Source organism: Paracoccus sp. pheM1, assembly GCF_018499825.1.
GTDB lineage: Bacteria > Pseudomonadota > Alphaproteobacteria > Rhodobacterales > Rhodobacteraceae > Paracoccus > Paracoccus versutus.
The window spans coordinates 957985-978440 of sequence record NZ_JAGXCX010000002.1 but is presented as its reverse complement, the minus strand read 5'-3'; the positions used below and the strand labels follow the sequence as shown (position 1 = coordinate 978440).

General features: G+C 65.9%; 20 protein-coding genes and 2 pseudogenes. 12 read left to right on the top strand and 10 right to left on the bottom strand.

The annotated features are described in order from the left end of the window. Positions 1-19: 19 nt before the first annotated feature. From KF941_RS18940 to KF941_RS18905, 9 genes and pseudogenes are all read right to left on the bottom strand, one after another. Positions 20-1537, bottom strand: coding sequence for a hypothetical protein (locus KF941_RS18940; protein ID WP_214274228.1), 1518 nt, complete (start codon positions 1535-1537; stop codon positions 20-22). 27 nt (positions 1538-1564) lie between these two features. Continuing rightward, on the bottom strand, positions 1565-1999 hold the full coding sequence (locus KF941_RS18935) for a cupin domain-containing protein (protein WP_214274227.1): 435 nt from the start codon (positions 1997-1999) through the stop codon (positions 1565-1567). Positions 2000-2332: 333 nt separating this feature from the next. Next, a pseudogene (locus tag KF941_RS28135) lies at positions 2333-2539 on the bottom strand (transposase); the annotation flags it as partial. Positions 2540-2605: 66 nt separating this feature from the next. Further along, a complete protein-coding gene (locus KF941_RS18930) occupies positions 2606-3565 on the bottom strand; it encodes a DUF6282 family protein (RefSeq protein ID WP_214274226.1) in 960 nt (319 codons plus the stop codon). A gap of 38 nt (positions 3566-3603) precedes the next feature. After that, positions 3604-4272, bottom strand: coding sequence for an ectoine/hydroxyectoine ABC transporter permease subunit EhuD (gene ehuD, locus KF941_RS18925; RefSeq protein WP_214274225.1), 669 nt, complete (start codon positions 4270-4272; stop codon positions 3604-3606). Then, positions 4269-4934: an ectoine/hydroxyectoine ABC transporter permease subunit EhuC gene (ehuC, locus tag KF941_RS18920; protein ID WP_214274224.1), complete on the bottom strand. Its 666-nt coding sequence runs from the start codon at positions 4932-4934 to the stop codon at positions 4269-4271. The genes ehuD and ehuC overlap by 4 nt, the downstream gene beginning before the upstream one ends. An 81-nt stretch (positions 4935-5015) precedes the next feature. Then, positions 5016-5864: an ectoine/hydroxyectoine ABC transporter substrate-binding protein EhuB gene (gene ehuB / locus KF941_RS18915; protein WP_214274223.1), complete on the bottom strand. Its 849-nt coding sequence runs from the start codon at positions 5862-5864 to the stop codon at positions 5016-5018. Between the two features lie 43 nt (positions 5865-5907). Continuing rightward, on the bottom strand, positions 5908-6714 hold the full coding sequence (gene ehuA / locus KF941_RS18910) for an ectoine/hydroxyectoine ABC transporter ATP-binding protein EhuA (protein WP_214274222.1): 807 nt from the start codon (positions 6712-6714) through the stop codon (positions 5908-5910). 215 nt (positions 6715-6929) lie between these two features. Then, positions 6930-7850, bottom strand: coding sequence for a LysR family transcriptional regulator (locus KF941_RS18905; protein WP_214274221.1), 921 nt, complete (start codon positions 7848-7850; stop codon positions 6930-6932). A 262-nt stretch (positions 7851-8112) separates the two neighbouring features. Between KF941_RS18905 and KF941_RS18900 the strand changes: the two genes are divergently transcribed. Both KF941_RS18900 and KF941_RS28130 read left to right on the top strand, forming a co-directional pair. Then, positions 8113-9066 carry an agmatinase gene (locus KF941_RS18900; protein ID WP_214274220.1) on the top strand — a complete coding sequence of 318 codons (954 nt, stop codon included), beginning with the start codon at positions 8113-8115 and terminating at the stop codon, positions 9064-9066. A gap of 346 nt (positions 9067-9412) precedes the next feature. Next, positions 9413-10225: pseudogene (locus KF941_RS28130) on the top strand (IS110 family transposase); the annotation flags it as partial. Between the two features lie 140 nt (positions 10226-10365). On the opposite strand, the gene KF941_RS18885 reads toward KF941_RS28130, so the two are convergent. Beyond that, entirely contained in the window at positions 10366-11019 is a 654-nt protein-coding gene (locus tag KF941_RS18885) for a GntR family transcriptional regulator (RefSeq protein WP_214274217.1), read from the bottom strand. Positions 11020-11168: 149 nt separating this feature from the next. On the opposite strand from KF941_RS18885, the gene KF941_RS18880 reads away from it, so the two are divergent. The 10 genes from KF941_RS18880 to KF941_RS18835 all read left to right on the top strand — a co-directional run bounded on the left by KF941_RS18880 (position 11169) and on the right by KF941_RS18835 (position 20423). Beyond that, positions 11169-12434 carry a sugar ABC transporter substrate-binding protein gene (locus tag KF941_RS18880; RefSeq protein ID WP_214274216.1) on the top strand — a complete coding sequence of 422 codons (1266 nt, stop codon included), beginning with the start codon at positions 11169-11171 and terminating at the stop codon, positions 12432-12434. Between the two features lie 71 nt (positions 12435-12505). After that, positions 12506-13390, top strand: coding sequence for a sugar ABC transporter permease (locus tag KF941_RS18875; RefSeq protein WP_214274215.1), 885 nt, complete (start codon positions 12506-12508; stop codon positions 13388-13390). Then, entirely contained in the window at positions 13387-14205 is an 819-nt protein-coding gene (locus tag KF941_RS18870) for a carbohydrate ABC transporter permease (RefSeq protein WP_214274214.1), read from the top strand. The genes KF941_RS18875 and KF941_RS18870 overlap by 4 nt, the downstream gene beginning before the upstream one ends. Positions 14206-14217: 12 nt before the next feature. After that, positions 14218-15279 carry an ABC transporter ATP-binding protein gene (locus KF941_RS18865; RefSeq protein ID WP_214274213.1) on the top strand — a complete coding sequence of 354 codons (1062 nt, stop codon included), beginning with the start codon at positions 14218-14220 and terminating at the stop codon, positions 15277-15279. A 17-nt stretch (positions 15280-15296) separates the two neighbouring features. Further along, positions 15297-16421 carry a hypothetical protein gene (locus KF941_RS18860; protein WP_214274212.1) on the top strand — a complete coding sequence of 375 codons (1125 nt, stop codon included), beginning with the start codon at positions 15297-15299 and terminating at the stop codon, positions 16419-16421. A 1-nt stretch (position 16422) separates the two neighbouring features. Further along, positions 16423-17229, top strand: a complete 807-nt coding sequence (locus tag KF941_RS18855; RefSeq protein ID WP_240540491.1) for an aldolase/citrate lyase family protein — start codon at positions 16423-16425, stop codon at positions 17227-17229. Next, positions 17229-17927, top strand: a complete 699-nt coding sequence (locus KF941_RS18850; RefSeq protein ID WP_214274211.1) for an alpha/beta hydrolase — start codon at positions 17229-17231, stop codon at positions 17925-17927. Before KF941_RS18855 ends, KF941_RS18850 begins: the two co-directional genes overlap by 1 nt. Beyond that, the gene (gene otnK / locus KF941_RS18845; RefSeq protein ID WP_214274210.1) at positions 17921-19144 is read left to right on the top strand and encodes a 3-oxo-tetronate kinase; all 1224 of its coding nucleotides are present in this window, start codon (positions 17921-17923) and stop codon (positions 19142-19144) included. The genes KF941_RS18850 and otnK overlap by 7 nt, the downstream gene beginning before the upstream one ends. Then, positions 19141-19794 carry an aldolase gene (locus KF941_RS18840; protein WP_214274209.1) on the top strand — a complete coding sequence of 218 codons (654 nt, stop codon included), beginning with the start codon at positions 19141-19143 and terminating at the stop codon, positions 19792-19794. The genes otnK and KF941_RS18840 overlap by 4 nt, the downstream gene beginning before the upstream one ends. Then, positions 19791-20423 (top strand): TIM barrel protein, encoded by a 633-nt coding sequence (locus KF941_RS18835; protein ID WP_346429014.1) that lies wholly within the window; start codon positions 19791-19793, stop codon positions 20421-20423. Before KF941_RS18840 ends, KF941_RS18835 begins: the two co-directional genes overlap by 4 nt. The last annotated feature ends 33 nt before the right edge of the window (positions 20424-20456 follow it).

Genomic DNA, 20456 nt, shown 5'->3' with positions numbered 1-20456 from the left:
AGGGCGCGATCCCGCAGGCTCAGCCCGGGATCGGCCGACAGGAGGTGCTGGGGGCGGGCTCCGCCACGCGGTATTCCTCGGCGGGCGCGGGCACCTGCACATAATCCACGGGCGCCTCGACCGTCGGATAGGTGATGGTGACGGTCTCGGGCACGTCCATCTGCTGCGGGTTCGTCGCGCCGCGCGCCACGTTATAGGGGTCGGTGAAGGTGCCATAGGTGCCGGGCTGGACGGTATATTGCACCTGCCTGGTCCCGACCCCGGCATTGGCCAGATATTTGTGCGGGTCGTTCCAGTCGCGGCCGTCAAGATTGGCATAGAATTTCAAATCGACCAGCACCGCGTCGCAAAGCGGGGTGACTTCCTCGTATTGCGTCGGCCAGCCGCTGCCGCCGCTGGTATCGGGATAGCGGCCCCAGTCGCCACCCTTCAGCGGGCAGGCGCCGCCGGCATTGAAGGCCGCGCGGTTCGGGTGATGCACGCCATAGAGCGGCAGGCCGACCGCCTCGGCGGTCTCGCCGCCTTCCAGGTGGAAGCGCGGGGCGAGCGTGACCTCGGTCTTCAGCCCGTCCTTGCTGGGCAGGTCGTCCCAATAGGCGCCGTCCGGGCGGACATAGCGGAAGTCGTCATTGTCCGGGTTGTCGAACACCGCCATCAGGAACAGATAGGGTTTGTTGAAGAACGGCCGCTCGACCAGGTAATATTCCACCTGCGTGCGGCTGGCATCGACCGGCTTCCAATCGACATGCAGGGCGTCCTGCCCCGACTGGCCGATATTCACCCAGGAGCGCGCATCTGGGAATTGCGTCAGTTGCAACACCCGGGTGTAGTTTTCCTTGATGTCCAGCCCGGCGCGCTTGCCCAGCGGCCCGACCTGATTGGCACCGGGCTGCGAGAAGGCGAAATCCATGGCCAGCTTGGCATAGGGGAAATCGTTCTCGGACATGGTGCAATAGAAATTGGGCAGGTCGATGGGCACATGCTCGGCATATTTGCCCTCGTATTTCGGATGGGTCACCGGCAGGTCGATGAAGGTCAGCCGGCCCTCGGCATCGACCTGCTGGTCGGGATAGCGATAGCCGTCCCAGCCCTCGCTGGGCAGGTAGGAGGCATAATCCTGACGCACGGTCGCCAGGTTTTCCGGCGCCAGCGGGTCGGCGCCGGGCGCGAGGCCCTTGGCGCCGGGCTTGAGATATTCGCGGATCGTGCCGTTTTCCTGCACGCGCCACAGCCCGTGCTTCCCCTCGCCGATCATCGTCAGCACCTGCTCGGCCACGGTGATGAAGCGATAGGTATAGTTGGTGCTCATGTAGCCGATATAGACCGGCAGATGCGGGATCTGCGAATGGGTCCGCGTCGGCCGGCCGGTGCCGAGCAGCTTCGACTGCCCGTCATCGGCCTTGATCGACTGGTCGGCAGTGTAGAAGAACGGATCGCCCTGCGTCAGGTTGCCCAGATTGGGCATGTCCTCGGCGGCGGCCGCGCCTGCCGTCAGCGCAACCGTCACGGAGATCGCCCCCTTGATGTTCTTCTTCATTTTCTCCTCCCTTTCCGTCGCGCGCGCCTAGGCGGTATCGCGTTGGCGCGCGCCGCAGACGTAAGCCTTGCCCGCGGTCTTGGTGGTGAAGGTCACCGTGGCGCCCTTGGGCAGCAGCAGCACGTCCCCTTCGGTCGCGTCGAAACTGTTCGTGCCGTCCGAAACCGTGATCTCCCCTTCGAGGATCAGCTTGGTCTCGTCGTAATCATAGGTATAGACCAGCGGCTCGGCCGATGCTTCCAGCCGGAAGAATCCGCAGGTGATCGGCTTGTCGGGATTGTCCGCGCCGACCACGTCCTGAAGAAAGGCGTTCACGCCGGGCGTGTCCATGGGCGCGATCTCCATCGAAGCGGCATCGTCGATATGGGTGATCCGGGGCGCATCCTGTGCACTGACGGCGGCGCCCAGCCACATCGACACCATACCGATGGTGATGCCCGCTGCCCAAGTGAATTGTGTCATCCTGCTCTCCTCCTGCGCATGACGATTCTGTCCGGTCAGTATCGAGACTAGCACTGGCGCACATCGTCCCGCATGACAGAGAACCCCTAAGCCCAAAAGGCGAAGCCCTGTCCGCACGCGCCCGACAAGTCCGTGACTACGGATCGCGGCTCCACTGAGAATGATGTCAGCCGACAGGAAATTGCCGCTGATCACGATACGCGACTGGTGCCGCAAGGCGTTTTCTTGGGCCGCAGGCTTCTCGGAGCAGTGGCAAAAACAGGGAGAACGGCAATGGAATTGTCAATCGGCGCACAAAACTGGCTCTGACTCGGATTTGGTGCAGCTCCGTGCTCATGATGTTGCGATGAGCCGGGCCCTGAGCAGATCGATGTTGGCGCGGCCGTACATTTGGCGTTTCAGCGTCTTCAGCCGATTAATCTGGCCTTCGGTCTGCCCGTTTGACTACGGTTCCCGAAGCGCGGCTGCAACGGCGGCGTAGTCGCTTCGAAGGCCGCGGGCGAAGGGCGCGATCATGCTGCCTTCCGCGTTGTCGAGCCAGTTGGCCAAGGCATCCTCGCACCGGTTGCGCACCATGTCCGTGAACCGCGTACGGCGCAGGCTATTTCAGCGGCCTGCCAGAGCTCGCCTGCCATTGTCCGAAAACATCGCCAGGAAATCGGTCCGCGACACCACCCCGTCCAGCCTTGCGCCCAGCTCCATCGCGTAGCGAACCGAGCCCTCGGGGAAGGGATCGCTGTTCACCTGGCCGAAATCGGTCGAGAGCAGGACGCGCTCGGGACCGGTCTTGCGAATGGCCTCGGCGAAAGCCTCCAGCGCCACGCCGTCCTGGGTATGGATGGCGAAGCAATGCTCGATGAAGACTCCGGGGATGCGGATCAGCTCGCGCTGCCGGTCGTCGGACAGCTTGATCGCCGGGTAATGCGGATGGGTCAGGATGATCCGGCGCACGCCGATCTCGGCCGCGAGCGGGACCAGTCGCATCACCTCGTCGGCCGAGAGATGCCCGGTGGCCAGCACGCAACCGTGCCGGGCGATGGCCTCCAGCGTGGCTATCAGTTCCGGCAGCGGCCTGAGATCGTCGTCGAAGGCCAGCACCGGCGTGTCGGGCACGCGTTCGACCGGCTCGGGCTCGTGCCCATGGGTACAGCAGCCCGACCAGTTCGGGTCGAAGCCGAAGCCATGCGTCCGCAGGTGGGCGGCGGCATGCACCGTCGGCATCCAGACAACGATGGGGCAGTCGTCGGGCGCGGGCGCATCGACACGCGCCCGGTTCCCCGAGACCGCGCTTTCCACCGCCGCCGGGTTCAACCCGCCCACAAAATTGTTCAACACCACGCCGCCGTAGAAATTTGCCCCGAACTGCCCCCGTGCCAGCGAGGCCAGCGGGGTCGTCGGATAGGTATGGTTCTTGAGCACCAGCGTCGCGCCGAAGGGCGCCGCCACATCCGCCAGCGTCTTGACGTCGTAGCGGCGGATGACGAGTTCCGGCCCGACATGGTAATGCGTGTCCACGAGGCCGCATCGCTCCAGCAGGTCGCGGGCCTGGCCGGTCGAGGTGAACATGGGGCGTTTCCTTTCCTTTGTGCTGCTCTGTGGCCGGGTCACGACCCGGCCGATACCCGCCGCGCCAGCCGGGTTTCCAACACGCGCAAGGCAATGGCGGTGGGCAGGCTGACGATCAGGAAGATGATGCCGACCATGGTGATCGGCTCGAAATAGCGATAGGTCTCGCTGGCCAGCAGCCGGGCCGTTCCCATCAGCTCCAGCACGGCGATGGTGGACAGCAGCGCGCTTTCCTTGAACATCATGATGACATAGTTGCCAAGCGCCGGGATCATCGGCGGGATGGCCTGGGGCAGGATGATCTCGCGCCAGGTTCTGAACCGCGGCAGGTTGAGCGCCCGCGTCGCCTCCCACTGGCCTTTGGGCACGGCCTCGATCCCGGCGCGATAGACCTCGGACATGTAGGCGCTGGTATGCAGGCCAAGCGCCAGCACGCCGCAGGTCAGGGCCGAGAATTTCAGGCCGATATCGGGCAGGATGTAAAAGACGAAGTAGAGCTGGATCAGCAGCGGCGTGCGGCGGATGAACTCGACGGTCCAGTATCCCGTCCTGCTGATCCAGCGGTTGTCGGACCGGCGCATCAAGGCGAAGCCAAGCCCCACGAACAGTGCCAGCAGCGTGGCAAGCCCGGTAGCCTGCACGGTGATCGCGAGACCCTCCATCAGGCGGGGCAGGATCTCGCGGACATAGGTCCAGTCCCAGTTCATGATGCAGCCCTCCTTGTTCCGTCGAGACCCTTCGCCAGCTTCTTCTCAAGTGCGTTGAACAGGGCGACGATCACGGTCGAGATGAGGAAATAGACGATCAGGATGCCGCCGAAGGCCTGCAAGGCGCTGCCGGTCTGCTGGCGGAACAGTTGCGCGACGAAGGTCAGGTCGGCGATGGCGATCAGCGAGACCAGCGGCGTCTGCTTGAGCAGGTCGATTATCAGGTTGCTGAGCGGCGGCAGCATCGGGACGACCGCGTTCGGCAGGATGACGTGCCGCATGCGCCGGTACCACGAGAAATTGAGCGCCGTGGACGCCTCGGTCAGGCCCTTGGGTACCGCGAGGATGGCGCCGCGCACCACCTCGGAGCCGAAGCTGCCGACGTTCAGGCCGATGGTGATGATGCCGACCAGCATCGCGTCCAGATGGATCCCGCACAGCGGCAGGGTGAAATACAGCCAGAACAGCTGCACATAGCAGGAGGTGCCGCGGAAGAATTCGACATAGACGGTCGTGGGCCAGTAGATCCAGCCGCGCGGCGACAGCCGGCCGATGCCGGCCGCAAAGGCCACGATCAGGGCGAGCACGCTTGCCCCCAGCGTGATCCAGACCGTAACGAGGGCGGCCTGGGTGAAGGGCCCGATGAAATCGAGGATGGACATGGCTTCGACCTTTTCCAGTAAGCGGCCCGCCGGCGCGGGGCCTTCGCCGGCATGCGGCGAAGGCGGGCCGGCCGCCGGGGCTCAGCCCCCGGCGCTGCAAAGCTGTTCGCGGGTGACGGTCTTGGCGAATTCGGGGTTGAAGCCGTATTCGCTGACGATCTCGTCGTATTCGCCGGATTCCTTCAGCGCCTTGAGCTTGGCGTCGAAGGCGTCCCGCAGTGTCTCGGCGCCGCGGCGGAAGCCGACGCCCGAGCATTTGACCGGCTCGCCCTGCGCCTCGACCACCTCGACATTGTCGAGGCCCATGTTCTTGACCGTGGCCCGCAGCGCCAGGTCGGGCGCGGCATAGACATCGACCCGGCCGTCGATCAGCATCTTGATGCCGTTCTGGTGGTCCGGTACGGTGATGATGCGGTCGCGCGGCACGCCCATCTCGACCGCCCGGCGTTCGGCCGAGCAGCCGCTGCACACGCCATAGATGATGCCGCCATCGGCTGCGATGTCGGCCAGGCCCTGGATCTTCCTGGGATTGCCGGCGACGACCGCGAAGCCTTCCGAGACGCAAAGATCGGGTTCCGAGAACAGAATCGCCTTGCACCGCTCGGGATTGATGTAGAGCCCGGTCGAGATGACGTCCGCCCGCCCGGCCTGCAGGCTGGGGATCAGTGCGGCAAATTCCATCAACTGCGGCTTGATCTTCTCGACGCCCAACTCGCTCATGATCCGCATGAGCAGGGTCGGCGCGGCGCCGCCCACGGCGCCCGAGCCCTGATAGTCGGTATAGGGCGGCTCATGGGCCAGGGCCACGGTCACCTCGCCGCGGCTGACCAGATCCTCGAGCTGGTCGGCGCGGGCCTCGTTGCCGGAAAGCCCCGTGAGGGCGAGCGCGGCGGTCAGGGCGCAAGCGCCCAGAGACCTGATTGCAAACATGATGTCCTCCTGCTGTTGTTGGTTGTCGCGGCCTTTCACCGCCTCAGTCCAGCCTTTGGCCGGCGGCCACGACCTTCTTGAGGAAACTCCGGGTGCGTTCCTCGCGCGGGTTTCCGAAGATCTCGTCGGGATGACCCTGCTCGACGATGCTGCCACCGTCGAGGAACAGGATCCGGTCCGAGAATTCATGCGCGAAGCTCATCTCATGCGTGACCATCAGCATGGTCATCTTCGTCTCGCGCGAGATGTCGCGCAGGACGTTCAGCACCTCTTCGACCAGTTCGGGGTCGAGCGCCGAGGTGACCTCGTCGAACAGCATGATCTCCGGCCGCATCGCCAGGGCGCGCGCGATGGCTACGCGCTGCTTCTGCCCGCCCGAAAGCTGCGAGGGATAATGGTCCATCTTTGCGGACAGCCCGACCTTGGCAAGCAAGGTTCGCGCGGTCTCCTCGGCCTCGTCCTTTCGCGTGCCCAGGGCAAGCTGCGGCGGCCGTGCCACGTTCTCGAATGCGGTCATATGCGGGAACAGGTTGAAGTGCTGGAACACCATGCCGATGCTGCGCCGCATCACGCGCAGGTGGCTTTCATTCGCCGGTTCCAGTCCCTTGCCGGTCTGGCGGTGCCAGAGCGGCTTGTCGCCGATCCAGACCACGCCGCCTTCGATGCGCTCAAGCGTCATCAGAATGCGCAGGATCGTGGTCTTGCCCGAGCCGCTGGGCCCGATCAGCGAAACCTTTTCGCCGCGCCGGATCGCCAGGTTCAGATCCTTCAGGACCGTGACATGGCCGAAACGCTTGGAGACGCCCTCGAACCGGATGAATCCGTTGCCGTCGTCGTCTTTCTGCTGCATCTGCGCTCCTCCGCTCGTGCCAGTCCCCGCTGGCCGGTCCGGCGAGGATGCGGTTACGCGCTCCTCCCCGGTCTTGCGCCGTCCTGCGGACACGGCACTCCCCCTTTGCCGTTGCCTTCCATCATATGGCCGGGCGGGGGGAAGGGCAGAACGATCAGTCCAACCTTGCTTGCGGTTTCCGCAAGTTGGACCGCGGGTGGCAGGGCCGGATGGGGTCAGGCGGCGGAAACGCCATGCAGGACGCGCAGAAACAGTTCCGTGCGGCGGCTGCGGCTGACGCGGCGCAGCGTGCAGGCATAGAAGGGCACCGCGCATTCCGGCCCTTCCAGCGGCAGCCGCCGCAGCGCCGCGCCCTGCTTCAGCGCCTCGATGGCGTGCACCGGCAGAAAGCCCAGATACAGGCCGGACTGCACCAGCGACAGGATCACGTCGATGTCGTTCGCGCCGATCTCGGCCACCAGACCCAGGGATTGCGCGCGCAGATCGGTCGGGGAGCCATGGGTCCTGGCCACATAGGCCATGCCTTCCAGCGCCTCGCGGCCAAAGGCGGTGCGCCTGTCCTCGTAGAGCGGATGGCCGGCGGCGCAGTAGAGCCCGGCCTCCTCGCGGAAGATCGGCGTAAAAACCAGTTCGGCCGGCTGTTCGCTGGTTCCCAGGATGCCCAGATGCAGCTGCCGGCTTTCGACCTGCCGCATGATCTCGCCGGGGGTCAGCACCTTGCAATCTATGACAAGGTTTGGCGCCTTGCGGCGCATGATGCGCAGCACCTCGGGAAAACGCAGTTCCGGCGTGGAAAGCAGATGGTTGACCACGCCGACATGCAGCACGCCCGACAGGCCGTCGCGCAAACCTTCCAATCGTTCCTCGCAGGCTTGCAGGGTTTCGACCAGCAGGCAGGCCACCTCATAGGCGGTGTGCCCCTGCGAGGTCAGCGCAAAGCCGCCTGGGCCGCGCTGGCACAGTTCCAGTCCCAGCCGAATCTCCAGATCCTTGATCTGGCGGCTGACCGTCGACAGATCGACGCCCAGGGCATCGGCCGCCGAAGACAGCCCGCCGCTTTCGACCACGGCCTTGAACACCCCGAGCCGATGAATGTCCGCGCCGCGCAGCTTCTGAAGTCGGGGTCCGTTTTCCATGTGTGTAGGTTCATACAACCAAGCTTGGAGACCTTGCCCTGTTATAGGACCCCGGCGGCGCTATCTTGGCAAGCCAGGACAGGGGCGGAGGTCCAGATGGAAACAGACCGCGAATATCGTGGAACAATTTTTCCGAACCATGCCGCCTGGGGCATCTGGCCAAGCGCCCGCGACAGCCGGGGTGGGTGCGGCTTGCCCTGAGTTGCCGCCGCCCCTCGAGCGACGAATTTTCAGACCGACCTGCAAAGAAAAAGGACGTCTCATGACAACCTCATTGGTTGCGCCGCCGAAGCGCGAGTTCCAGAGCTTTCATGATTTTCCCATCGTGACCGACCTCGACACGCTCAAGGCCGATATCGCAATCCTGGGCATCCCCTATGGCGACCCCTATTCGATCGCCGAGGTCAGCAACGACCAGTCGAACGCCCCCACCCATATCCGCCGCTATTGCGAGCGTGCGCTGCGGGGGCTGGACCGCTACGATTTCGACATCGGAGGCACCATGCTGGACGGCCGCGACATCAAGGTGGTCGATTGCGGCGACGTGATCGCCGACGCGCGCGATATCCCGGGCAACCACGACCGCTCGGAACAGGCGGTCCGCAAGATCTTGCGGGCCGGGGCGATGCCGATCATCCTGGGCGGCGACCATGCGATCCCGATCCCGATCTTTCGTGCCTTCGAGGGGCGGGGTCCGATCACGCTTATCCAGATCGACGCACATGTCGACTGGCGCGACCGCTTCCACGGTGTCGATCACGGCCTGTCCAGCGTGATCCGCCGCGCCTCGGAGCTGGAGCATATCGACCGGATTTGGCAGATCGGCCTGCGTGCGGCCGGTAGCGGTCGTCCCGACGAGGTCCAGGCGGCGCTGGATTATGGCTCGCATCTGGTGCCGGACATCGAATTGCAGGAGGTCGGGATGCAGGCCATCCTGGACCGCATCCCAGATGGCGGAAACTATTACCTGACCATCGACGCGGATGGCGTCGATCCCACCATCATGCCGGCGGTCGCCGGCCCGGCGCCGGGTGGCGTGACCTATGCGCAGATGCGTACCCTCATCAACGGGCTGGCGCGCAAGGGCCGGGTCGTGGGCATGGACATCGTCGAGATCACACCCAGGAAGGACGTGAACGGCATCACCGCCATCACCGCCGGCCGCTTCGTCTGCATGATGATCGGCGCGGCCGTCCGCGCGGGGTATTTCGACTGAATGCAGGGCGGCCTCGAAATCATTGATCAGCCATTTTCTCGAGGTTCTGTTGCAAACCGTGTAGCGGGTCCGGCATCTTTCTCGCCCGCGCCGGGTTTGCGGGAGGCTGATTTCGGTTAGTTGTGTGGCATGGATTCAGTTTCCAGAGCCGGGCAGAAATTGGCCTCGGCTTCCGCAGGCGGGATGTTCCCGACGGGCTCGAGCAGGCGGCGGCGCTGAACATGGGGTAATCGCGGTGCGATTGGCCACTGGCAGCCATGGCGTTGAGTGAGGTGGTTGCTCCCCGATGAGATGGAAAACGGGCTCACGATCTGCACCGGGCCCAAGCATCGAATGGAGGGCAACCATGGAGCAGTATATCGGGTTGGATGTTTCGCTGAAAGATACCGCGATCTCGATCCGGCAGGGCGGCTCGCGGATTTGGCGAGGCAAGTGCGCGTCGGATCCCAAGGTTCTGGCTGACATTATTTGTAAGCAGGCGCCACAGGCGAAGTGTGTAGTTTTCGAGACTGGCCCGCTTTCGACATGGTTCTACCACGTACTGTCGCTCGAGGGAGTGCCAGCCGTCTGTATCGAAGCGCGCCACGCGCAAAAAATTTAGAACGAGACGCTGAACAAGACTGATGCCAATGACGCGGATGGCTTAGCACAATTGGCCGAGGCCGGCTTTTTCAAGACTGTTCGCGTGAAGGGCTTCGATGCCCTGCTGACCCGCACTTTGATCGGCGTTCCCAAGCAAGTTGCCGGCATGTCGATCCAGCTCAGCAACCAAATCCTTGGGGTCATGAAAACATTCGGCCTTATCGTGCCCAGAAGCAAAGGGCGAATGTTCGAAGGGCATGTCCGGGAATTGCTTGCCGAAAATGACAATCTGGCCAGAATCATACTGTCACTGCTCGATGCATGGCGTGATATTCGCAGACATGTCGCCAACCTTGACCGGCGATTGCTGGCAGCAGCGCGGACCAGCAAAGCGACGCAACTATTGATGACAATCCCCGGCATCGGCGCTATCATGTCACTGTCGTTCTCAGCTGCAATCGAGGATCCCGACCACTTCAAGCGATCGCGCTCGGTCGATGCCTGGCTCGGGTTGACCACGACGCGGTATCAATCTGGAGAAATCGATTACGACGGACACATCTCCCGACGGGGAGACCCGGAACGAAAGGGCCGACTGACACTGAGAATGCTGGCTGGGACATCAGCGGCGGGATAGGGGGCAGTCCGGACCGCAAGCCCGAAAGTCGCGCAGCCCGCCATGATTGCCTTTCTGCCACAAGAAGTCCGGGGAAATGACTATGCCAGCCGCGCGTTGTGGCGGTGCCGGCGGTCATAGACCTTGCGGTATTCTTCGGCCGAGGCGGGCAGGTGCGCGCGGACGGCCTCGACATAGGCGGTCCGGTCGCCGTTCCGCAGCGCCTCGATGATCGCCCAGTGCTGGTCGATGACTATGCGCATATGGGCGTCGTCGTCGTATTTTACCGCCCGGATCGACTGCACCCGCCGCGAGGTGTCCTCGATCATCTGCGCCAGGGTGGCATTGCCGCAAAGCCCGTAATGCAGCCGGTGGAATTCCAGGTTCAGGCTGAAGACCGCCTGCGAATCGCCCGCCTCATAGGCGGCGGCGTGGCGGCGGCAAAGATCCTCCAGCGCGGCGATGTGCGGGGGGTCAAGCGGCAGGGGCGTGCGCGCGGCGGCGGCGGTCTCCAGTACCATCCGCGCCTCGTAGATTTCCTCGACCTCCTCGGGGGTCATCTCGATCACCTGCGCGCCGCGATTGGGCAGGCGGACGATCAGGTGCCGGTTTTCGAGCGCGACCAGCGCCGCCCGCACCGCATGGCGCGAGGCGGAATAACGCTCGATCAGCCGGTCCTCGATGAGGCGGCTGCCGGGCGGGTAAAAACCGAAGACGATGTCGTCCTCGATCCACTGTTCCAGTTCGGCGTTCATGGCCTGCTCCTATGATGGCCTGCATCCGTTGTAAAGATCCTCGACGAGATCGTCAAAATAATTATCGACAAAATTATTGACAATTTATTGATTCGACCTGTAAGTGGCTGCAAGCAACCGGGCTGACCCGTTGCATCAGGGGAGGAGACATGAGGATTCTGAGAATCGCGGCCCTGGCCGGCCTGATGGGATCGACCGCCGCGGCGGGAACCCTGACCGAGGGCAAGCCCTATGATGGCACCGTGCTCAAGGCGCTGCTGGTGAAATCCTCGCAATTCGAGGCGCAGCAGGCGCGGCTGCAGGACTTTACCGACAGGACCGGTATCGAGGTGCAGATCGACTATGTGCCCTTTCCGAACATGCGCGAGGCGCTGTCGGCCGAGATGATCGGCGGGACCGGCTATGACATCGTGGCGGTGATGGACCAATGGGTGCAGTCCATGGACATGCTGCTGGCGCCGATCGACGAGATGGTCGAGCGCAACAACCTGGACCTGGCCGATTACCCCAAGATCCATCTGGACCGCGCCTATATCGACGGCGCATTGTCGGGCCTGCCGATCCGCGGCCATATCCAGCTGCTGTTCTATCGCAAGGATCTGCTGGCCGATGCAGGGGTCGAGGTACCGGCGACCTGGGACGAGGTGACCACGGCCGGCCAGGCGGTCAGGGAAAAGACCGGCGTGGCCGGCATCGCCCTGCCTTACGGCAAGCTGAACGGCCAGAACCTGATGGTCTGGTACAACCTGCTCTGGGGCCATGGCGGCGATGTCATCGATGCCGACGGCAAGCCGCTGTTCAACTCCGAGGCCGGGGTCAAGGCCACCGCGCAGTATATCGACTACCTGCGCAAGGATGGCATCGTCTCGGACGGCGCGGCGGTCTTTACCGAGCAGGATGCCGTGAACAGCTTCAAGCAGGGCAATTCCGCCATGCTGCCGGTTTGGTGGTGGGTGCGCTCGCAGCTGACCAATCCCGAGCAGTCCAAGCTGACCGATGCGCAGATCGGCATCGCCACGCTGCCGGCTGTCACCGGCCTTCCGCCGACCACCTATACCAACACCTGGTATTTCGGCATCACCGAGGAAACTGAAAACCGCGAGGCGGCGATGGAGTTTCTGTCCTGGGTTTCCGACGCCGCGCTGGAAAAGCAGATCCTGCTGGATCCCGCGCTGAACGAGGTTGTGGCGGTCCACAAGTCCAACCTGACCGATCCCGAGGTCAATGCCCGCTGGGGCGGCATGCACGAGGCGGCGGCCGTCGCCATCGAGCATTCGCCGATGATCCCCTATGGCCCGGACTGGCCGCGCATCTCGGAGGTGCTGGAGACGGCGATCTCCTCGCTCGCCTCGGGTGCATCCGGCGATGTCGCCGCCACGCTGGACAAGGCGGCGCAAGAGATCGCGGCCCACTGATCGCCCGAACCGTGGAGCGCCGCGGCGCTCCGCATCAACTTCACCGCAAGACACCGGACGGAGGGCACAGCGTGCGCGACCGCTCACTCCAGTATTACCTGCTGGTGCCGGCCTTCATGATCGTCGTGGCGACGACGATCTATCCCCTGGCCTATTCCTTCATCACCGCGTTCCGCGACTGGGATCTGTCGAAACAGCGCCGCCCGCAGGGCTTCGTGGGTGCGGACAACTTCACCCAGGCGCTGTCGGACGCCAACTTCCTGTCCACGGCCTGGGTGACGGTGGTCTTCGTCGTCGTCAGCGTGGCGCTGACCGTGGTGCTGGCCATGGGCCTTGCCCTGCTGCTGCGCCGGCGTGGCCCGCTGCACGACTTCACTCGGGTTATCCTGATCCTGCCTTTCGCCATGAGCCCGGCGCTGATCGGCGTCAGCTACCGCTTCATGTTCAACCCCGAATACGGCGTCATCGCCAAGGGGCTGGGCCAGGTCTTTCCGCCGTTGGCCGGCGTTCCCTGGCTGGCCGATCCGCATCTTGCGCTGGGGGTGCTGATCGCCACCGATGTCTGGCACTGGACGCCCTACATGACCTTCATGTGCCTGGGCGGCCTCGCCTCGGTCCCGCGTGCCACCGAAGAGGCGGCACGGATGGACGGCGCCTCGTCGCTGCGCATCCTGTGGGACGTGATCCTGCCGCAGATGACCGGCGTGCTGGTCGTGGTGGCGGTGCTCAAGACGATCTTCGCGCTGAAGATGTTCGACCAGGTCGTGACCCTGACCGGGGGCGGCCCCGGCGTCGCGACGGAAACCCTGGCCTTCTACGTCTACAAGGTCGGCTTCAAGTGGTTCGACATGGGCTATGCCTCGGCCTTGGCTTGGGTGCTGACGGCGATCCTGATGGCGGTTTCGGCCGGCTATGTGCGGATGCTCCTCAAGGAAAGAAAGATGGCCACGGCATGAAACGTTCCGCTCTTTCGCGCGCTGCCGAGACGATCACCCTGCTTGTCGTCTGCTTCGTCGCGCTGTTCCCCATCCTCTGGATGTTCCTGACCGCGTTCAAGAGCCCCCGCGACGCCTATGACATCTCGCTGAACTTCCAGCCGACCTTGCAGAATTTCGTCACGATCTTTTCGAACCCCTGGAACCTGGGCCATGCGTTGCTGAACAGCACCATCGTGGCCGGGGCCACGGTGCTGATCTCGATCCCGGCGGCGGCGCTGGCCGCCTACAGCTTCTCGCGCTTCCGCATGAGAGCCCGTAAGTCGCTGTTCTTTGCCGTGATCTCGACCCAATTCGTGCCGGCGGTGGTGATCGTGCTGCCCTTCTTCCTGATGTTCCGCACCCTGGGCCTGTTGGATACGCGCATCGCGCTGGTCGTGGTCAACGTGGCCATTGTCACCCCCTTCGTGATCTGGATGATCAAGGGCTTCATCGACGCCATCCCGCTGGACAGCGAGGAGGCGGCGATGATGGACGGCGCCTCGCGCCTGCGGGTGATCCGCGACATCGTGCTGCCGATGGCGGCGCCGGGCATCATCACCTCGGCGATCTTCAGCTTCATCCTGACCTGGAACGAGTTCCTCTTCGCCCTGATCCTGACCCGCCGCCATGCCACCACCCTGCCGGTCGCGCTGACCAATTTCCGCACCGAGCGCGGCGACCTGTGGGAGCTGATGAGCGCCGCGGGCGTGCTGATCACCGTGCCGATCTTCCTGCTGGCGCTGGTCATCCAGAAACATTTCACGCGCGGCATGACCGCCGGCGCGGTCAAATAGGAGAGCGCCGTCATGGCAGACATCCGACTTGTCGAAATCGTCAAGAAATACGGCGAATTCCTGGCCGTCCCGCAGCAAAGCCTGACCATCCACGATGGCGAATTCCTGGTCCTTCTCGGCCCCTCGGGCTGCGGCAAGACCACGACCATGCGCATGATCGCGGGGCTGGAGGACATCACCGAGGGCCAGATCTTCGTCGGCGACGTCTGCGTCAACGATCTGCCGCCCAAGGACCGCGACATCGCGATGGTGTTCCAGAATTACGGGCTTTATCCGCATATGACGGTGGGCGACAACATCGCCTATCCGCTGAAGCTACGCGGTATGTCACGGGCCGAGCGGCGGGAACAGGCCCGCATCACTGCCGAGAAAGTCGAGCTCGGCCCCTACCTGGACCGCCGCCCGGCCGAGCTTTCCGGTGGTCAGCGCCAGCGCGTCGCCCTGGCCCGCGCCATCATCCGCCACCCCAAGCTGTTCCTGATGGACGAGCCACTGTCGAATCTGGACGCCAAGCTGCGCGTGACGATGCGGGCCGAGCTGAAGCACCTGCATCACGGGCTGGGCATCACCACGGTCTATGTGACCCATGACCAGACCGAGGCGATGACGCTGGCCTCGCGCATCGCCATCCTGAACCACGGCCGCATCGTGCAGCTGGACACGCCCGAGCGGATCTATTCCGAACCGGCCGACCTCTTCGTCGCGGGCTTCATCGGCAACCCGGCGATGAACCTGATTGAAGGCGAGATCCGCGGCGGCGTCTTCGAGGCGCCCGCGGTGCGCATCCCCGGCCTCGGCGCCGCCGCCCAGGGGCGGGTGGTACTGGGTGTGCGGCCCGAGCACCTGCGGATCGCCGAGACCGGCCCGATCGAGGGCCCGCTCTATGCCAACGAGCTTCTGGGCGATTCCACGCTGGTCACGCTGCGCCAGCGCGGCACCCATGTCTGCGCCCGCGGCCCGGCCGATTTCCGGCGCGAGCTGGACCAGCCGGTCAGCTTCGCCCCCACCCAGGACGCGCGACTTCACCTGTTCGATGCGGAAAACGGCACCCGCATCGCCACGCAATCCTTCTGAAAACCCGGAGAATCCAGATGACCCACCTGTCCCCCGAAGACGCCAGCAAGCGCCATGTCCGCCGCGCGGACTACGTGTCCTGCACCGTGGCCTTCATCGACTGCAAGAAGCCCGGCTCGCACCTGAAAGAGAACTATTCGATTATCGGCCCCGGCGTCAGCTCGGCCGCGGACCAGGTGGTGAACCTGCCCGAGCCGCATGGCTTCAACATCGGTGCGGCGGCGATGCCGAACGGCATCACCAACAACCTGCACATCCATTTCACTGCCGAGGTCTTCATGAACTTCCGCGGCGAGTGGACCTTCCGCTGGGGCTCGAAGGGCGAAAACGAATTCGTCGGGCACGAGGGCGACATCCTGTCGGTGCCGACCTGGATCTTCCGCGGCTTCACCAATACCGGCGCGGATGACGGCTGGCTGTTCACCTGCCTCGGCGGAGACAATACCGGCGGCGTGATCTTCCATCCCGAGATCATCCGCGAGGCGGCGCAATACGGGCTGTATATCTCGAGCGAGAACATGCTGATCGACACCGCGCGCGGCGACGAGAAGCCGGGCGAGGACGGGGTGATCGCGCCGATGGCCGACGCGGATGTCGCCCGGCTGCGCGAATGGACGCCCGAGCAGATGCGCAAGCGCATCGTGACCGAAGCCGACCGCGATTTCCGCCCCGCCTTCCTCGACCGCGGCCTGACCGGCTGCGGCGCCGAGATTGCGCCGGTCATCGGCCCGGGCATCACCCAGAACCGCGACCATGCCGCGCCGATCACCAATCCGCACGGCTTCTCGCTGGAATGGCTGCGGCTGGCGCCGGGGCAGCAGGTCTCGCGCTTCCGCATCCCCGAGAAGATGGTGCTGATCGCCCGCCACGGCGGCGCCCGCATCGAGCTGAACGAGACTGGTGACGTCGCGGTCGATCTGGGCGCCTGGGACACCTGTTCGGTGCCCGGCGATGTCTGGCGCCGGATCCGCAACACCTCGGACCACACGGTCGAGCTGGTGCTGATCGCCTCGGGCGACCATCGCAAGCGGCCGGAATTCGCCAAGGAGGTGGTGGCGATGGCCGACGTGGCCGGGCTGGCGCTGGACGCGGGCGGCTTCGTCGCGCCGGCGCATCTGCTGCCCGTCTACAAGTTCGCCTGACATGAGCGCGCAGCCGGACATGCGCCGCAACATCCTGCGCGACATGGTCGCGCAGGGGCGCACCATCGTCAACGCCTGGCTGTCCATTCCCTCGTCCTATTCGGCCGAGGGGATGGGGCATACCGGGGTCCATGCGGTGACCGTCGACATGCAGCACGGCATGCTGGGACGCACCGAGGCGCTGCACATGCTGCAAGCCATTTCCGGCACCCCGGCGATCCCGCTGGTGCGGGTGCCGGCGCTGGACGGGCCGACGCTGATGCATGTGCTGGATTGCGGCGCCTATGGCGTGATCTGCCCGATGATCTCGACCGCCGAGGAGGCGGCGGCGCTGGTCCGCGCCTGCCGCTATCCGCCGCATGGCAACCGCTCCTTCGGGCCGTCGCGCGGGCTGCTCTATGGCGGGCCGGACTATGTGCGGCGCGCCGATGCCGAGATCATGGTCATTCCGATGATCGAGACAGCCGAGGCGGTCGAGAACATCGACGCCATCCTCGCAGTGCCGGGGATCGACATGATCTATGTCGGCCCGAACGACCTGGCCTTCGCGCTGGACGGGGCCGTCGGCACCGACCGCAGCCGCTCGGAATCCGCCATCGCGCAGGTGCTGGACCGGGCGAAGGCGGCCGGCATTCCCGCCGGGATCTTCTGCGCTGACGGGGCCGACGCGGCCAGGCGCGCGGCGCAGGGTTTCGCGCTGGTGACGCCGGGCAACGATTTCGGCACGCTGACCCGCGCGATGCGGGCGGCGGTGGCCGAGGCGCTGGACCGGCCGGGCGCGGTGCCTATCGCCTCGGGGGGCTATTGATGGGCGGGCAATGGTGGCTGATCCCCGGCACGCTCTGCACGGCCGAGGTCTTCGCGCCGCTGCTGGCCGAGCTTGGGGTTTCGAACGGCGATTGCCGGGTGGTGCGGCTGGACCGCCCGGCGGTCGAGGATTACACGGCCGAACTGGCCGCGATCCGGCCCGAGGATGTCGTGCTCGGTTTCTCGCTCGGCGCGATTCTGGCGGCGCATCACCTGGACCATATCCGGGCCCGCACGGTCGTCCTGCTGGCGGCCAATCCCTTCCCGGATGTGCCCGAGAAACGTGCGGCCCGGCTGGCGATGCTGGAACAGGCCCGGCAGCGGGGCGCAGCGGCGGCGCTGGCCGAGGGGCTTTCGTCCCAGCTAGGTGCCGGGGCGGCGGATCGGCCCGAGATCTGGCAGCGCATCCTCGCCATGGCCGAGGGCGGTGAGGCGGTTCTGGAGGCTCAGACGCAACTGGCCTTGTCGCGGCCCGGCGCCACGCCGATGATTGCGGCGGCGCAGGGCCGGGTGCTGTTTCTCAGCGGCAGCGCCGATCCCGCCGCGCCGCCCGACCGCGCCGCCAGCGCCGCGGCCCTTGGCGGCCATCGTTTCGAACTGGTCGAGGGCGCGGGCCATTACCTGCCGCTGGAGGCGCCCGGCGCCTGCGCACGGCATATCGCGGATTTTCTGGGAACGGGCGGGGCTTCACCATGCTGATCGGCGCCATCGGGGACGACTTCACCGGCTCGGGCGACCTGGCGAACATGATCGCGCGGGCCGGGCTGGACACCCGGCTCTATGCCGGCGACCTGCCCGCGCGTGCCGGAACCGAGGCGGTGGCCGTCGTCGCGCTCAAGACCCGCACGCTGCCGGTGGCCGAGGCCGTCGCGCAATCCCGCGCCGCGGTCGGCTGGCTGAAGCGGCAGGGGGCAGGGCGCATCCTGTTCAAATACTGCTCGACCTTCGATTCCACGCCCGAGGGCAATATCGGCCCGGTGGCCGAGGCGCTGGCCGAGGATCTGGGCGCCGGCAAGGTGCTGTTCGTGCCCAGCTTTCCCGAAACCGGGCGCACGGTCTATCAGGGCCATCTGTTCGTCGGCGACCGGCTGCTGTCGGAAAGTCCGCTGGCCGACCATCCGCTGACGCCGATGACCGACCCGGACTTGCGCCGCTGGCTGGGCCTGCAGACCCGGCAGCCCGTGACCCACCTGCCGCTGGCGACCCTGCGCGGCCCGGATGCAGCAGCGGCGCTGGCGCGGCTGGACGGCCGCTTCGTCATCGCCGACGCCATCGATGACGGCGATATCGACCGGCTGGGGCTGCTGGCGCGCGACGCGTCGCTTGTCACCGGCGGCTCGGCCATCGGCGCCGGCCTGGCGCGGGCGCTGGGGGCCGACGGGCCAGCCTATCGGTCATGGACCGGCTCGGACGGGCCGGCGATCCTGCTGTCGGGCAGCTGCTCGGCGGCGACGCTGGGCCAGATCGCCGCCTATGCCGGCCCGAAACGCCTGCTGACCGCGGGCGAGGCGCTGGCGGCGGACGGCGACACCATCCGGACCATGGCGGATTGGGCGCTGGCACAGACCGAGCCGGCACTGATCGCCGCCTCTCAGCCGCCCGAGATGGTCCGCGCCGTACAGCGTGCCCATGGCCGTGAGCGCGTAGCCGTGGCCATCGAGGATGTCTTCGCCCGCCTCGCGCGGCTGCTGCGGGACAAGGGCGCCACCCGCTTCGTCGTCGCCGGCGGCGAGACCTCGGGCGCGGTGGCCACCGCGCTCGGCATCGCCAGCTTCGATGTCGGCCCCGAGATCGCGCCCGGCGTGCCGGCCCTTGCAGCAGGTCCGCTGCGCCTGGCGCTGAAATCCGGCAATTTCGGCGGCCCCGACTTCTTCGCCGCCGCGGCCGCGGTGCTGGCGGGCGAGGCGGCGTCATGACCGCGGAAGCGCGGCTGCGCGAGCGGATCTGCGCCTTGGCCCGCTCGATGTTCGAGCGCGGGCTGACGCATGGCTCGACCGGCAACCTCTCGGCGCGGACGCCGGATGGCGGGCTTCTGGTCAGCCCGACCGGCACCAGCTTCGGCCGGCTCGATCCAGCACGCCTTGCGCGCTTCGACGCGCAAGGCCAGCAGATCGGCGGCGACAGGCCCACCAAGGAGATGCCGCTGCACGTCGCCTTCTACGAGACGCGGAGCCGGACGGCGGCGGTGGTGCACCTGCATTCCTGTCATGCGGTAGCGCTCTCGACCCTGCCGGACGCCGATGCCGAGGATTTCCTGCCGCCGCTGACGCCCTATGCCTTCATGCAGCTGGGCCGGGTGCGGCTGTTGCCCTATTTCCGGCCCGGCGACCCGGCCATCGGCGATGCGGTGCGCGGGCTGGCGGGCCGGCGCTCGGCGGTGATGTTGGCCAATCACGGCCCGGTCGTCGCCGGCCTCGACCTCGAGGCAGCCTGCAACGCCATCGAGGAGCTTGAGGCGACGGCGCGGCTGGCGCTGCTGCTACGCGGGACCACGCCGAACCGGTTGACACCGGCGCAAGTCGATGAACTGGTGCGGTTGCACGACATCGCCTGGGGGGACGAATGACGCGGTTTTCGGCCAATCTGGGCTTTCTCTGGGCCGATCTGCCGCTGCCGCAGGCGATCCGCGCCGCCCGTCGCGCCGGGTTCGACGCGGTGGAATGCCACTGGCCGCATGAGGTGCCGCCCGAACAGGTCGTGGCCGCGCTGGCCGAGACCGGCCTGCCGATGCTGGGCCTGAACACCCGGTGCGGCCGGCCGGGCGAGAACGGCCTTGCCGCCCTGCCGGGCCGCGAGGCCGAGGCACGGGCCGAGATCGAGCGCACCCTGGACTATGCGGCCGCCATCGGCTGCGGTACGGTGCATGTCATGGCGGGCAATGCCGACGGGCAGACGGCCGAGCGGGTTTTCCTGGCCAATCTCGACCATGCCTGCCGCCTGGCCCGACCGCTGGGCATCACCATCCTGATCGAGCCGCTGAACCGCCATGACGTGCCCGGCTATTTCCTGACCGGCTCGGACCAGGCGACCCGGATCATCGAGGTGGCCGGGCACGACAACCTGCGGCTAATGTTCGACTGCTATCACATGCAGATCATGGAGGGCGACATCTCGCGCCGCTTGCGGGCGCATCTGGGGATACTCGGGCATGTGCAGATCGCATTTGGGGGGCGACGAACAACAGGTTGCCCATGACCGACAGGCGTCGCAGCAGGCGCGGTTCGCAAA

Coding starts and splice junctions, on each gene's coding strand:
- otnK (WP_214274210.1), top strand. CDS start 17,921: ATGCTGATCGGCGCCATCGGGGACGACTTCACCGGCTCGGGCGACCTG.
- KF941_RS18885 (WP_214274217.1), bottom strand. CDS start 11,019: ATGAACGCCGAACTGGAACAGTGGATCGAGGACGACATCGTCTTCGGT.
- KF941_RS18850 (WP_214274211.1), top strand. CDS start 17,229: ATGGGCGGGCAATGGTGGCTGATCCCCGGCACGCTCTGCACGGCCGAG.
- KF941_RS18865 (WP_214274213.1), top strand. CDS start 14,218: ATGGCAGACATCCGACTTGTCGAAATCGTCAAGAAATACGGCGAATTC.
- KF941_RS18860 (WP_214274212.1), top strand. CDS start 15,297: ATGACCCACCTGTCCCCCGAAGACGCCAGCAAGCGCCATGTCCGCCGC.
- ehuC (WP_214274224.1), bottom strand. CDS start 4,934: ATGTCCATCCTCGATTTCATCGGGCCCTTCACCCAGGCCGCCCTCGTT.
- KF941_RS18870 (WP_214274214.1), top strand. CDS start 13,387: ATGAAACGTTCCGCTCTTTCGCGCGCTGCCGAGACGATCACCCTGCTT.
- KF941_RS18905 (WP_214274221.1), bottom strand. CDS start 7,850: ATGGAAAACGGACCCCGACTTCAGAAGCTGCGCGGCGCGGACATTCAT.
- KF941_RS18935 (WP_214274227.1), bottom strand. CDS start 1,999: ATGACACAATTCACTTGGGCAGCGGGCATCACCATCGGTATGGTGTCG.
- KF941_RS18840 (WP_214274209.1), top strand. CDS start 19,141: ATGACCGCGGAAGCGCGGCTGCGCGAGCGGATCTGCGCCTTGGCCCGC.
- KF941_RS18930 (WP_214274226.1), bottom strand. CDS start 3,565: ATGTTCACCTCGACCGGCCAGGCCCGCGACCTGCTGGAGCGATGCGGC.
- KF941_RS18900 (WP_214274220.1), top strand. CDS start 8,113: ATGACAACCTCATTGGTTGCGCCGCCGAAGCGCGAGTTCCAGAGCTTT.
- ehuA (WP_214274222.1), bottom strand. CDS start 6,714: ATGCAGCAGAAAGACGACGACGGCAACGGATTCATCCGGTTCGAGGGC.
- ehuD (WP_214274225.1), bottom strand. CDS start 4,272: ATGAACTGGGACTGGACCTATGTCCGCGAGATCCTGCCCCGCCTGATG.
- KF941_RS18835 (WP_346429014.1), top strand. CDS start 19,791: ATGACGCGGTTTTCGGCCAATCTGGGCTTTCTCTGGGCCGATCTGCCG.
- KF941_RS18880 (WP_214274216.1), top strand. CDS start 11,169: ATGAGGATTCTGAGAATCGCGGCCCTGGCCGGCCTGATGGGATCGACC.
- ehuB (WP_214274223.1), bottom strand. CDS start 5,864: ATGTTTGCAATCAGGTCTCTGGGCGCTTGCGCCCTGACCGCCGCGCTC.
- KF941_RS18940 (WP_214274228.1), bottom strand. CDS start 1,537: ATGAAGAAGAACATCAAGGGGGCGATCTCCGTGACGGTTGCGCTGACG.
- KF941_RS18855 (WP_240540491.1), top strand. CDS start 16,423: ATGAGCGCGCAGCCGGACATGCGCCGCAACATCCTGCGCGACATGGTC.